General features: G+C 49.3%; 2 protein-coding genes. Both read left to right on the top strand.

Annotated features, from left to right (window positions below; genetic code table 11):
- The first annotated feature begins 18 nt into the window (after positions 1–18).
- Complete coding sequence (locus M1D67_RS11215; protein WP_479831831.1) at positions 19–7713, top strand: amino acid adenylation domain-containing protein; 7695 nt, start codon at positions 19–21, stop codon at positions 7711–7713.
- A gap of 16 nt (positions 7714–7729) precedes the next feature.
- Positions 7730–15370, top strand: coding sequence for an amino acid adenylation domain-containing protein (locus M1D67_RS11210; protein ID WP_479831830.1), 7641 nt, complete (start codon positions 7730–7732; stop codon positions 15368–15370).
- Positions 15371–15390: the final 20 nt, after the last annotated feature.

Below are 15390 nucleotides of genomic sequence, written 5' to 3'. Positions count from 1 at the left end.
GAAAGGTGTGTGGCATTCATGGCGCAAGAGACAGAGATTCAAGATATTTATCCATTGTCGTATATGCAGGAAGGAATGCTGTTTCATTCACTGCTTCACCCTGATTCAAACGCCTATATTGAACAAATTTCCTTCACCATCAGCGGTGATTTGTGTCTGGATTCATTTCAGAAGAGTCTGGATCTATTGATTGAACGTTACGACATTTTCAGAACGATTTATATAAAAGAGGTGCCTGATCTGGACGGGCCGCAGCAAGTCGTTCTATCACACCGAAAAGTAGCTGTTCAGACGGAGGATATTTCTGCCTTGACGGCTGAACAACAGAATACGTTGATAAATAGCTGCAAACAAGCAGATCGGCATCAACGGTTCGACCTGCAAAAAGGCCCATTAATGCGGCTGACCCTGTATCAAACAGGAGAAAAACGACATACATGCGTCTGGACCCACCACCACATCATGATGGATGGATGGAGCTTAGGTATTGTGCTGCAAGATTTTTTCCATATGTACTACGCTCTAAGAAACGGCCGGCCTTTCCGCCTTGGGAAGCCGGCGCCTTACAGCACATACATGACTTGGCTTCGCGGTCAGAGTAGAGAAAAAACAGCTGCCTTCTGGTCCGATTATTTGGAAGGGTACGGGGAGCCTGTCTCTGTCCCCGGTTCAAAAAGCAAAACAACAGAAGGCGTTTATACACCGAGTCACCTTCAATTCTCACTCAAGCCGGAAACGGTTGAAAAACTTTCCGATTTAGCAAGGCGATTGGGCGTGACGTTAAACACGTTGTTTACAAGTATATGGGGCTTGCTTCTGCACCGCTACAACGCGACTGATGACGCTGTATTCGGCGCAGTTGTTTCAGGGAGGCCTTCCGCCATTGACGGGATCGAATCAATGGCCGGACTGTTCATTAACACGGTGCCTGTCCGGATTCGCTCTTCTGCGGGTATGTCATTTTCTTCACTCGCCAAACAGGTGCAAAAAGACATCCTGACTTGTGAAGATCACGGCTATTATCCTCTCTATGAGATTCAAAACGAGAGCGGCTTAAACAAAGACCTGGTCAATCATATCCTTGTATTTGAAAATTATCCCGTCCAAATGCAGAAAGAGGTTAACGGCTGGGAAGAATCGGAGGAAAACGCTCTTCATCTTGATCATTTTTCCACGTCAGAGGAAACCAATTACGACTTGAATATTGTCATTGTTCCCGGTGAGACCTTTTACATAAAATTCAGCTATAACGCCGAGGTCTATGATCAAACCGACATACTTCGGCTTCAAGGGCATGTAAAAGAAGTGATCGATTGTATACTATCAGATCCCGATCAATTGATCACAAGCATTGATCCCGTGCCACTCGCTGAAAAAAAACTGATTCATTCCTTTCACGGCAAACAGCGAACTTATCCGGATCAAACAGTTTATGAGCTGTTTGAAGAGCAGGCCGCCAAAACACCGAAACAAGAGGCGCTCAGATTCAATGAAACAAGCTGGAGCTACCGTGAATTAGATGAGCGAGCTAATCAAATCGCTCGTGCGCTAAGGAAAGAAGGCGCAGGTCCAAATCAAGTTGCAGCTGTTATGCTGCGCCGCTCAAAAGAAACTGTCGCAGCTCTTCTCGGCATCTGGAAATCGGGCAGTGCGTATATGCCGCTTGATCCGGATCATCCGCCTGAGCGGCTCTCGTTTCTCTTACGCGACAGTCAAGCCAAATGGCTCGTTACGCAACAAGAACTGCTCCCTTTTATCCCTGCGGATTACAAAGGGAAGATTGTAACAATTGAAGAAACAGACGCGGAACCAAAAGCCGCTCTTTCAGCACAGTCAGACAGCGAAAATTGGGCCTACATCATTTATACATCAGGGACAACGGGGCAGCCCAAAGGGGTGCTCGTCAGCCACAGAAGCATTTCCAATACATTGCAATGGAGACGGGAAGAATACAGCATGACAGACCGAGATATCGCGCTCCATCTCTTTTCATATGTGTTTGACGGGTCAATAACAGGTCTGTTCACACCGCTTCTGTCAGGCTCCTGCGTCTTGCTGACCGATGAAGATGATGCAAAAGATGTCGTGGCTATGAAACAGCTTATCGCCCAACACGGCGTCAGCCATCTGCTCTTCGTTCCTTCCTTATACCGCGTACTGCTGGAGACCTTGACAAAAACAGACGCGGAAACACTCCGGGCTGTGACATTCGCCGGGGAAGCCGTGACACCTGATTTAATCACCGTAAGCCGCGAGATTTGCAGCAACGCCGAACTGATAAACGAATACGGACCGACAGAAAACAGCGTGTCAACGACGGTGCTGCGGAATCTTCAGAAAAGCGAGCGATTGACAATCGGACGGCCGGTTGATAATACATCTGTCTATATTATGCACGGGAACCTCCTTCAGCCGATCGGTGCTGTCGGTGAATTATGCATTTCAGGAAAAGGCCTTGCTGAAGGGTACTTTCAGCAAAAGGAATTGACAGATCAAGCCTTTACCGCCCATCCCTTTCATGAAGGAGAACGGCTGTACAGGACAGGGGATAAGGCGCGCTTTTTGCCGGATGGAACGATCGAATACCTTGGACGCCTGGATCACCAAGTAAAAGTCAGAGGATTCAGAATAGAACTAGGAGAAATTGAATCCGCACTTCGCGGTATTTCCGGGGTAAAAGACGCGGCGGCACTCGTACGCACCACAGCAGATGGAGAACAGGAGCTTGCGGCTTATGTTGTGTTGCAAAAGGAAACAGAGCGCTTGGACCTGCATAGAGCCCTTGCCGGGAAATTGCCGGCCTATATGATGCCTGACAGCTTTACAATACTGCCCAAAATGCCGCTTACAACGAGCGGAAAGCTGGATCGCTCCGGTCTCCCGGAACCGGCACATTCAGGCGGGACAGACGTCATGCCGAAAGCGCCCCGCACTTTGCTGGAAACAGAGCTTATGTCGATTTGGCAAGACGTGTTGAAGCGGGAGCGGATTAGCATACATGATGATTTCTTCCAATTGGGCGGTCAATCTCTTAAAGCGGCGGCGCTTGTCTCAAAAATCTATCAGCGGCTTAATGTTCAGCTGCCGATTCGCGAAGTCTTTTCATATCCGACGATTGCCAGCATGGCTCCTGCAATAGAACGGGTCAAAAGTGAGACCCGTCCGGAGATAAAACCAGCACCGGAAAAAAATCTGTATCCTTTGTCTTTCGCGCAAAAAAGGCTCTATGCCCTACATCAGCTGGCAAAAGACAGTACAAGCTACAACATGCCCGCTTGCTTGGAACTCTGCGGAACACTGAACCGAAAGCGATTGAAAGAAACTTTTGCATCATTAATCGACAGACATGAGGCGCTGCGCACTTCGTTTGTTTTACAGGACGGGGAGCCGATGCAAAAAGTCGTATCATCTGCCGAAGTGAAATGGACAGAGTTGCACATCCAATCCGAGAAATCGCTCAATGAAGTGTTGGAATCGTTCGTTCAGCCGTTTGATCTTGAAAGAGCTCCGCTGATCAGAGTCTGCTTAGCCGCGTTGAACAAAGACCGGCATTTCTTCCTGCTTGATATGCATCATCTCATTGCTGACGGAATGTCAATGAGCACGTTTATTCGTGAATTCACGGCCATTTACAGCGGGAAAGAGCTGCCTCCATTGACACTGCAATATAAAGATTTCGCTGTATGGCAAAATGAACAGTTTTCAGCCGGGGTATTCGGCAGCCAAAAACAGTACTGGCTGGAAGTGCTGAAGGGAACGTTACCGGTGCTGGACTTGCCGCTTGATCAAAAACGGCCGCTTCTCCCCGATTTTAGCGGAGACACTTTGACCACGCATATTGACAGGGAAACAGGGGAAAAGCTACGCCAGTTAATGGATGAGACCGGTTCAACGTTATATATGGTGTTGCTGGCTGGCTTCTCAGTCTTTCTTTCTAAACTGAGCGGCCAAGAGGATATTGTCATCGGTTCGCCGGCACATGGCCGAGAACGCGCAGAACTTGATGGCGTGATCGGGATGTTCGTGAATACAATGGCGATGCGAAGCAAGCCTGAAGGGAATAAAACAGTCCGTAAATATTTGAAAGAGATCAAAACACTGACACTTGAGGCTGTTGACAACCAATATTATCCGTTTGAGGAGCTCGTCCAACACCTTGACGCCCCACGAGAAGTGAACCGCAACCCGCTTTTTGACGCTATGCTGGTGCTTGAAAACAGCGATGATTTCAAGGTGGAATTACCGGAACTGACGCTTTTATCACATAAACTGCCGCATCACTCGTCAAAGTTTGATTTGACTTTGCATGCCGAAGAACAAGATGACGGTACGATCAGCTGTCATTTTGAGTACAGTACCGCCTTATTTGAAAAGGCAACGGTCGCGCGCTGGTCTGATCATTTTAAAGCGCTAATCGGCAGCATGTCGGCCAATCACGACATGAAACTGTCCGACATGCAAATGCTGACTCCGAAAGAACAAAACATGCTGATCAATGCTGCAGGAGAAACGGCTGAATACCCGAGACAAGAGAACATCGCGAGTCTATTTGAAAAACAGGCAATAGCCGCTCCGGATCAAATAGCCGCCGTGATCGATGATCGGCAGCTGTCTTACCGGGAACTTGATGAAAAGGCTGAACGGACAGCTGCTGTGTTGAATGAACATGGTGTCGGTTCAGGGCAAGTGGTCGGTTTAATGACAGACCGTTCACTCGATATGCTTGTTGGGATTCTCGGCATCTTAAAAGCGGGAGGCGCCTATTTGCCGATCGACCCTGATTATCCAGCTGAACGGATCCGCTTTATGCTGAATGACAGCGGGGCCAAACTGCTGCTTACTCAATCCGGACAACAATGGGAAGAACCTATAGACATACCTGTTTTATATATTGACGAGGCAGAAAAAGCCGCAGCGAAAAGGCGGCGCCAGCCGATATCAGCCGAACAGCCGGCATATGTGATCTACACATCAGGAACAACAGGAAAGCCAAAAGGTGTAGTGATTGAACACCGCAATGTGGTCAGCCTGATCAAACATGACGAGCTGCCTTTTTCATTCGGATCCCGGGACGTCTGGACACTGTTCCATTCCTATTGTTTCGACTTCTCGGTTTGGGAAATATTCGGCGCTCTTTTACACGGCGGAAAAATTGTCATTGTCCCGAAAGAAACCGCCCGCGATCCCCATGTCTACCGGCGGCTTTTACAAAAAGAAGGCGTGACTGTGCTAAACCAGACGCCTACAGCTTTTCACGGGCTTATCGATGAAGAATTAAGGCATTCGGACCGCTTACAGCTCCGCTATGTCATCTTCGGGGGAGAAGCCCTGCAGCCCGGGATGCTGATGAACTGGATTGAGAAGTATCCAGAAACGGATCTCATCAATATGTACGGCATTACCGAAATAACGGTGCACGCCACGTATAAAAAGCTGACTCGAACCGATATGAAACACAATAAAAGCAATATCGGAAAACCTCTGGCAACCCTACAAGCCTATGTCGCGGACGCCTATATGAACCTGCAGCCTGTCGGTGTGCCGGGAGAACTGTATATCGCAGGCGCCGGAGTCGCAAGAGGCTATATCAACAGAGAAGAGCTGACCGCTTCCCGATTCATCACAAATCCATATGTCGGAGGTCAGCGCCTGTATCGTACGGGAGACATCGTCAAAAGGATGCCAAACGGCGAGCTGGAATATGTCGGCAGAAAAGATGCGCAAGTGAAGATCAGAGGATACCGGATTGAGTTGGGAGAAATCAGAAGCGCCCTTCAAGAACTGCCTCCAATCAAGGAAGCAGCAGTCATAACAAGAAATGACAAAGACGGACAGCAATCGATCTATGGATATGCGGTAACGGCGCAAAGCCTGAATGAAGCAGAGATTCGTACATCTCTCAGAACGCTCCTCCCGGAATACATGATACCCGCGCGGATCATACAGGTTGATGAACTGCCACTGACAGCTAACGGCAAGCTCGACGAAAATGCGCTGCCAGAACCGGCGGCCAATCAGGGCGCAGATGAAGATATAAGCCCAAGAAACGATATTGAACAGATGATGGCTGAGATTTGGGAAGAGCTCTTAGGAATGGAGGGGCTCGGTGTGAACGCCCATTTCTTTCACCTTGGCGGAGATTCTATTAAAGCGCTGCAAGTATGCGCAAGGCTAAAGCAGCGAGGCTATGAAACAACGGTTCGCGAGCTGTTTAAACATCAGACGCTTGGCGAGCTGTCAAAGCGGGTAACGAAAGTCCGGCGCGAGATTGATCAAGCGCCCGTCAACGGCGAAGTGCCGCTGACGCCTGTACAGCACTGGTTTTTCTCACAATCTTTGTCACACGATCACTTTCATCAATCTGTCATGCTGCACAGTTCCGCGCGATTTGATGAAACAGCTCTGCAAAAAACGCTCGCCCATATCGTGGTCCATCATGACGCATTGCGGATGGTATGCGGATATCAAGACGGAGTTTTAACACAGTACAACAGAGCCGAAGAGCTTGCCAAAGAGGAGCTGTTTTCGTTTGAACTGCTTGATGTAAGAGAAGCAGGATCATTAGCTCAAGAGCATGTGATGATTGAAAGGGCCGCGGAACATATTCAGAAATCGATTCAGCTTCAGACAGGACCGCTTGTTGCAGCCGGCGTTTTTCGCGGATCGGACGGCGATCATTTGCTGCTTGTGATTCATCACCTTGTCATCGACGGAGTATCATGGCGCATCCTCTTCGAAGATTTAACCGCCGGATACAAACAGGCCCTGGCGGGAAAAGAAATCGTGCTTCCGGAAAAGACAGATTCCTATCAAACCTATGCCAAGCGGCTGACTGATTACGCAACAAGCCGACAGCTATTACGGGAAATAGATTACTGGACTGAAAGGGAAAAAACAAGAGTTGAACCGCTTCCGAAAGATGCCGAAACCATTACGAATCTGCTGCAAGATACAGACACCATAGACATTCGGCTGACAAAACAAGAAACAGAGCGTCTGTTAACGGCTGTAAACAAGCCGTATACGACAGATACAAATGACATATTACTCGCCGCGTTAGGTCTTGCGCTTCACAAATGGACCGGCAATGATCGATTCAAAATCAGCTTGGAAGGCCATGGAAGAGAAGCGCATTTGGAGGATATCGATATCAGCCGGACGGTCGGCTGGTTTACCTCGATTTATCCTGTTTTACTCGATGCAAGCCTTCCGGAGTCCGCAGATGATCATGAGCGTTTCGGCTACCACATCAAGCGGACAAAAGACATGCTGCGCCGTATTCCGTATAAGGGCGTTGGCTACGGGGTGCTGAAATACATCGGCGGCATGTGGGAACCTGAAGATTTCCAGCGTCCCGACATCAGCTTTAACTATTTGGGACAGTTTGACGAAGATATCAAGTCGAGCGGATTTCGCGTTTCTCCCGTCAAAGCGGGGCATGAGATCAGTCCGGATTGGGAGCGGCCTCATCTTCTCGATATCAGCGGCGCCATATCTTCAGAATGTCTCGTCATGCACTTTGTCTACAACCGGCTTCAATATGAGAAAGAAACAGTACAAGCTCTAGCAGACCATGTTCAATTTTTTCTCAAAACGATCATCAAGCATTGCACAGAAAAAGAAAACCATGAAAAAAGTGCAACAGACTTCACTGATGAAGATTTAACTTTGGAGGAACTAAGCGACATTATGGGAGCTGTCAATAAATTATAGAAAAGGAGAGTCGCTGATGGTGCAGCAACCGGAAATACAAGATATCTATCCTTTATCTTTTATGCAGGAGGGCATGCTGTTTCACTCGCTATTGGATCAGGAATCTAGAGCCTACTTTGAACAGGCATCATTTACGATAAACGGCTCGCTTGATACAGAACGGTTTCAAAAAAGTTTAGACGCGCTGATTGAACGCTATGATATTTTCCGCACTGCGTTTATACACAAAAATGTGGCAAAACCGCGCCAAGTCGTGTTAAAAGAGCGGCAAAGCCGCCTTCAATTTGTTGATATTTCTCATCTGGACGAGGCGGCTAAAGAAACATTTGTCGATCAATTCGAACATGACGACAAGAAAAAAGGATTTGATCTGCAAACAGACCCTCTTATGAGAGTATCTATCTTAAAAAGGGCACACGAACAATATCATTGTATTTGGAGCCATCATCACATTTTAATGGATGGCTGGTGCTTTGGTATTGTGATGAAAGAATTTCTTGCGATTTACAAGGCTTTAGGAAAAGGGCAGCTTCCTGATTTTGAACCGGTTCAGCCGTTCAGCAAGTATATTAAATGGCTGATGCGACAGGATCGAAAAGAAGCTGAAGCCTTTTGGAAAACAAGGCTTGTCGATGTCAAACAAACCGCATCACTGCCCAAAACATCATCATCCTCAAAAGGAAAGCTTGAGCAGATGGCATTTACCCTATCTAAAGAACAGACTGAAGGGCTGCGAAAATTGGCCTTGCAAGCAGGCGCGACGCTGAATACGGTTTTTCAGGCATTATGGGGAATCATTCTGCAAAAGATCAACCGCTGTGATGACGCAGTCTTCGGCTCCGTTATTTCCGGGAGGCCGTCTGATCTTGAGGACGTAGAAAAAATGGTCGGGCTTTTCATTAACACCATTCCCGTCCGGGTCAAAAGCGGGCCGGAGTCCTTTTTGACATTGGTCAGCCACTTGCAGCAGGAGTCACTGAAAGCGGAAGCGTACAGTTATTATCCTTTATATGATATTCAGGCGCAAAGCACGCTGAAACATGAGCTGTTTGACCATATTGTCGTATTTGAAAACATACCGGCCCAGCGCGAAATTGAAAGTCTGAATCAAGCTGATGCATTCGATTTCACAGTCGATGATTTCGATATGGAGGAAGTTACCAACTATGGATGCAGCATTAAAATCATTCCGGGAAGCTCGCTTTATATTCGCATAAATTTTGATATCGGACTGTATGATCCAGCCATGATGAAAAAAATCGAACTGTATTTACGCCATATCATAGGCTCTGTCATCGCTGATCCCAATCAACAAATCGCACAAATTGCATTGCTTGGCGAAGAGACTGCCAAAAAGATGCTGTACGAATTCAATCAAACAGAGCCCGCTGCACCTTTGGCGCCGACGCTGCATGGTTTTTTCACCCGCCGTGCAGCTCTGTCGCCGAACATGCCGGCGCTTCGTTTTTCCGGCGGTACCTTAACATATCGAGAGCTTGATCAGTATACCAATCAGCTCGCTGTCCGGTTGAAGAAAAAAGGCGTTGCCAAAGAAAGTGTGGTCGGCGTCCTCGCCGACCGTTCACCGGAGATGGTGATCGCGGTGCTGGCTGTTTTGAAAGCCGGCGGCGCTTACGTGCCGCTTGATCCAGACTATCCTGAAGAACGGCTCAGATACATGCTCGCCGACAGCGGCGCCAAGCTTCTCGTCACAGGGCCGGATTTGTCCGTCTCCGGTTTTGCCGGTGAGACGCTTGAAGTCAACCTGTCATCGTTTCAAGCGGAGACAGCGGAGACCGAATCGGTTTGCGTTCATACAGATGGCGGCTCACTCGCCTATGTCATCTATACATCCGGTTCAACCGGGACACCGAAGGGCGTCGCGGTTGAGCACCGACAGGCTGCCGCCTTTTTGTCCGGGATGCAGCGCCAGTTCCCATTAACTGAAGATGATGTCATCGTGCTCAAGTCATCGTTTTCATTTGATGCTTCGATCTGGCAGTTGTTTTGGTGGATGATTCCCGGCGCCTCCATGTATTTGCTTCCGCAGGGCTGGGAGAAGGATCCCGCTTTGATGACAGAGGCCTTCACAAACGAAGGAGTGACGACGGCGCATTTTATCCCGGCGATGGCCAACAGCTTTTTAGACCAGGTCGAGATGGAAACAGAGGAGAAAAGGACAAGCCTTGCGAAAACCTTGAAACGCGTATTCGCCGGAGGTGAAGCGCTCGCTCCCCAGACAGCCGCCCGATTTGCCCGGTCTTTGCCGGAGACTGCGGTCATTCACGGCTACGGGCCGACAGAAGCTACGGTGGATGCCGCATTTTTTCGGTACGACCACGAAAAAGACAGGGAACGGATGCGGCTTCCGATCGGAAAACCTGTACCGGGAGCCCGTCTTTATATTTTAGACAGTGAGAAAGCTGTCCAGCCCATAGGGGTGGCCGAAGAACTGTATATCGCAGGCGCGGGTGTCGCAAGGGGCTATTTGAACCGTCCGGAGCTGACAGAAGAACGGTTTCTCGATGACCCGTTTTATCGAGGGGAACGCATGTATCAAACGGGCGATCTGGCGAGATGGCTCCCGGACGGCACCGTTGAATGGCTGGGCCGTATGGACGGCCAAGTGAAAATCCGCGGCTACCGAATCGAACCGGGAGAAGTCGAAGCGGCGCTTCGCCAGATCGACGGCGTGCGGGAAGCGGCGGTTGTCGCCCGGACAGAAGGGGAGGAAACCGAGCTTTGCGCCTATATTGAAGGTCAGGATCAAAAGACCGCAAGGACAGAACTAGGCAAACGCCTGCCGGCCTATATGATGCCTTCATCATTCATCGAGATGCGTGACTGGCCTGTCACACCGAGCGGAAAGCTTGACCGCAAGGCGCTGCCTGCTCCCGACGGAGCGGCTGAACGACGCGCTTACACCGCGCCGCAAACCATCACGGAAATGAAGCTCGCCAAGCTTTGGGAAGAGGTGCTGAAATACGGCCCTGCCGGCATTCGCGACCACTTTTTCGAACAAGGCGGCCACTCGCTGAAAGCGACTGCGCTCGTCTCCCGCATCGCCAAAGCGTTTGGCGTGCAGGTGCCGCTGAAAGAGATTTTCGCCAAGCCGACACTGGAAGAGCTCGCAGCCGTGATTCAGGAATTGGATGAAAGCCCATATGCGGCGATTGAACCGGCAGAAATACAGGACACCTACCCGGTGTCCTCGGCGCAAAAGCGGATGTATGTCCTTCAGCAGCTGGAAGACGGCGGTGTCGGCTACAATATGCCGGCGGCGCTTAAGCTGACAGGACCGCTCGACCGCGCCCGGCTTGATGAAGTATTCAGGCAGCTGATCCGCCGCCACGAATCGCTCAGGACGTCGTTTGAAACTGGAGCAGACTGCGAGCCTGTCCAGCGCATCCATGATGATGTCCCGTTTCAGCTGATGGAGTTGGCCGCGGCTGAAGACTTTGTCCGTCCGTTTCGACTTCAAGAAGCGCCGCTTTTCCGCGCCGCTCTTGTGAAGGAAGCGGAGGAGAGCCACCTGTTGTTGGTGGACATGCATCACATCATTTCCGACGGGGTGTCTGTCGGCACCTTAATCCGCGAATTCAGCGAGCTTTACGCCAGCCGGACGCTTCACCCGCTGCGGATTCAATATAAAGACTACGCCGTCTGGCAACAGGCATTCAAACAAGGGGAGGCGTACAACAGACAGGAAGCCTATTGGCTGAAGCAGCTCGACGGAGAGCTGCCGGTGCTGGAGCTTCCGGCCGACAACGCCCGCCCGGCGGTACGAAGCTTTGCGGGTGATACAGTGTCCCGCACGCTTGATGCGAAAACAACAGCCGGCCTATACAAGATCGCCCGCGACAACGGCTGCACCCTGTATATGGTTCTTCTCGCCGCGTACAGCACGCTTCTTGCCCGTCTCAGCGGACAGGAGGATATCATCATCGGTTCACCGATCGCCGGAAGGCCGCACAAAGACTTAGAACCTGTCATCGGCATGTTTGTCAACACATTGGCGATCAGAACGCAGCCGGCAGAAAACAAATGTTTCAGCGATTTCTTAAAGGAGGTCCGCGAAACGGCGCTTGAGGCGTTCGAGCATCAGGATTATCCGTTTGAAGAGCTTGTCGACCGGCTTGATGTCGTCCGTGATATGAGTCGCAATCCGTTATTTGACGTTATGTTCGCTCTGCAAAATATGGAGCGGGAATCACTGACTCTGCATGACTTGCATTTGACGACTATAGCTCATGACGCCCATAAAGTCTCTAAGTTTGATATGACTCTTTATGCAGCTGAAGAAGATCAAGAGACAATCCGTTTTGATGTTGAATTCAATACAGACATCTATCAAAAACAAACGATCAAGAAATGGCTTTCCTACTATATTCATATTCTCCATCATGTGATCGAACATCAGAACATTCATCTCGGAGATATCCATGTATTAGATGAACATGAGACAAGCTCATTCATTCACACATTTAATCAGACAAAACAAGACTACCCGAAACACGAAACGATCAGCCGTTTATTTGAATATCAAGCAGCCAAAACACCTCACGCCCCGGCCGTTATATATGACAGGCAAACCTTGACTTACCGTGAACTAAACGAACGCGCCAACAGAATAGCCGCTGCGCTTCGAGCAAATGGCGTCGGTTCAGAAAGTGTTGTCGCACTATTAACAAGTCGCACCCCTGAACTTGCGGTCGGAATTCTAGGTATTTTAAAAGCCGGCGGAGCCTATCTTCCCGTCACTGAAGACATGCCGACAGAACGGCTGGAATGGATGTTGTCTGACAGCAATGCTGTGATGCTCCTCCAATCAGATCGATTAGAATCTCATATGGCAGGAAAACGGTTATTCATAGAAGACATCCAGCTTGAGGCCGGCATTTCAGCAAACAATCCCGAACAGCAGGGCGGTCCTGATTCTCTCGCTTATATCATGTATACATCCGGATCAACCGGCACGCCAAAAGGCGTAATGGTTGAACAGCGCGGCGTCGTCCGTCTCGTAAAAAACAGCGATATGGCATTTTCACCTGAAGACAGGATTTTATTGACAGCGTCATTGGGATTTGACGCGATGACATTTGAAGTATTCGGACCGCTATTAAACGGTGCTTGTTTATACATCAGTGACAAGGAAACTTATTTAGATTCCGATCGGCTCAAGACATTCATACAGCAGAACGGCATCACGACTTTATGGCTGACATCATCCTTATTTAATCAATTATCAGAACAAAATGAACGAACATTTTCCGACCTGTCCAGATTGATTCTCGGCGGAGAAGCCCTGTCGCCAAACCATGTCAATCGCGTTCGCAACGCGGCGCCGGATCTCGCGCTATGGAATGGCTACGGCCCAACGGAAAACACAACATTCTCAACGTGCTTCCGGATTGAACACGAGTATAAGCATTCCATTCCGATCGGCCGCCCAATCGCTAATTCAACCGCTTATATTGTCAACAGCCGCGGGAGATTGCAGCCTATGGGTGTCATCGGAGAATTATGCGTTGGCGGGGACGGGCTAGCCAGAGGCTACTTCGGGAGACCTGAACTGACGAAAGAAAAATTTGTGCCAAATCCCTTCACACCTGGTGAACGAATGTACCGGACCGGTGATTTGGCCCGCTGGCTGAAGGATGGGTCGATTGAATATATCGGCCGGATGGATGATCAAGTGAAAATTCGCGGCTACAGGATTGAGCTGGGAGAAATTGAAGCAGCATTGCGGCAGATTGACGGTGTCAAAGAAGCCGCCGTCATCGTGCGAACCGGTCCCTCAGGACATAAAGAACTCCTTGCCTATATGAGTCTGCAAGCGGAAATGAATATCGAGAAAGTCAGATCCCTTCTTTCTCAGCAATTGCCCGGGTTTATGATCCCGGCGCATTTGGTTGAGCTTGCCGCCTTGCCTCTGACACAAAACGGAAAGCTCGACAGAAGAGCGCTGCCTGAGCCGGAGACCACAGCAATCAACACAGCATACGCCCCTCCGCGCAACCAGCTGGAGGAACGGCTTGCCGTGATCTGGCAAGAGGTGCTCGGCGTTGAAAAAGTCGGGATTGAGGATTCGTTTTTTGAACTGGGAGGCGATTCGATTAAAGCCCTCCAAGTATCTGCGCGCCTTGGACGGTTTGACTTGAAAATCACGGCAGGCGACTTATTCCGCCATCCAACTATTAAAGAAGCCGCGCCTCTCATCCGCAAGACTGAGAGAAATATAGATCAGCGGCCGATTGAAGGAGAAGTACCTTGGACGCCCGTTCAGCGCTGGTTCCTCGCACAGCATATCGAAAAGAGGCAGCATTTCAACCAATCTGTCATGCTTCATAGCTCAGAAGGATTTCAGGAACAGCCGCTTCGAACAGCTTTACAGCATCTTGTCATCCATCATGATGCCCTCCGCATGACAATCATCGATGACGGCGGCCAGCTGCAGCAATTTAACAGGGGAATTCATGGAGAACTTTACAGCCTGAACATAAGAGACCTTTCTAAAACGGCACAATGGGAGAAGCTGATTGAAGACGAAGTCGCTGATTTGCAGCGCAGTATCCATTTGCAAACAGGCCCACTGCTAAAAGCAGGCTTGTTCAACACAATGTCGGGAACTTATTTATTTCTCACCATTCATCATTTGGTCGTCGACGGGGTCTCATGGCGGATTTTGCTTGAGGATTTATCGGCAGCATACAGTCAGGCGGCCGCAGGACAACCGGTTCAGCTTCCGCGGAAAACGGACTCATACCAATATTTCGCAAACCGGCTTGCCGAATACGCAGAGAGCAGCAAGGTCATTCGCGAACAATCGTATTGGCGCACTGTTGAAAAAGAAAAAGCCGCTTTACTTTCTTGTGAAAAACCGCATAGCGCTGCGGACAACATTCGGAAAACGGAAAGCTTTACCCTTTCCGAAGAAGACACACACGTTTTAATCCACAAGGTTAACAACGCCTACAACACAGACACCCAGGATATTCTGCTGACGGCAGCATCATTAGCCCTGTGTGATTGGATGGGAGAGAGGAAACTGCGGATCGCGATGGAAGGACATGGGAGAGATCACACCCTTCCTGAATTGGATATCAGCCGGACAGTCGGCTGGTTTACCACAATATATCCTGTGTTGATTGATTTACATGCAGTCGAAGGCGAGTTGGGGCTGGCAGTGAAAACAGTCAAAGATACACTCGGCAGAATACCGGACAAAGGAATGGGATACGGCATTTTGAAATATTTAACATTCTCTGAAAACAAAACAATCCAGTTCAGCAAAGCGCCTGAAATCGGTTTTAATTATTTAGGGCAATTCAATGATACAGAACGCCAACAAAAGTTCAGCTTTTCGGGGCTTGCAAGCGGGAAAGACATTACACCTACATGGCAGCGTGAGCAAACGCTGGAAATGAGCGCCATGGTAAGGCAAAATCAGCTGCATTTCAATTTGAGCTATCCGCCAAGCCGGTTCCATAAAACAACAATGAAACAGCTGCTGCACATGGTGAAACATCATTTGCACCAAATCATCAAACATTGCGCACATAAACAAGAAACAGAGAAAACGGTCAGCGATTTTAGCAGCCAATCGTTAACAGCGGAAGATTTGGACAATATTGCGAGCTTTGTCGAGGAACTGTAGGAACAGGAGGCAGGGAAAAA

Source organism: Bacillus sp. PK6-025 (assembly GCF_056530265.1).
Note: the sequence above shows the minus strand (reverse complement) of the source record. Positions and strands in the feature narration are given on the sequence as shown.

Excerpts from the sequence above, each read along its gene's own strand:
- M1D67_RS11215 (WP_479831831.1), top strand. The coding sequence starts at position 19 with ATGGCGCAAGAGACAGAGATTCAAGATATTTATCCATTGTCGTATATG.
- M1D67_RS11210 (WP_479831830.1), top strand. The coding sequence starts at position 7,730 with ATGGTGCAGCAACCGGAAATACAAGATATCTATCCTTTATCTTTTATG.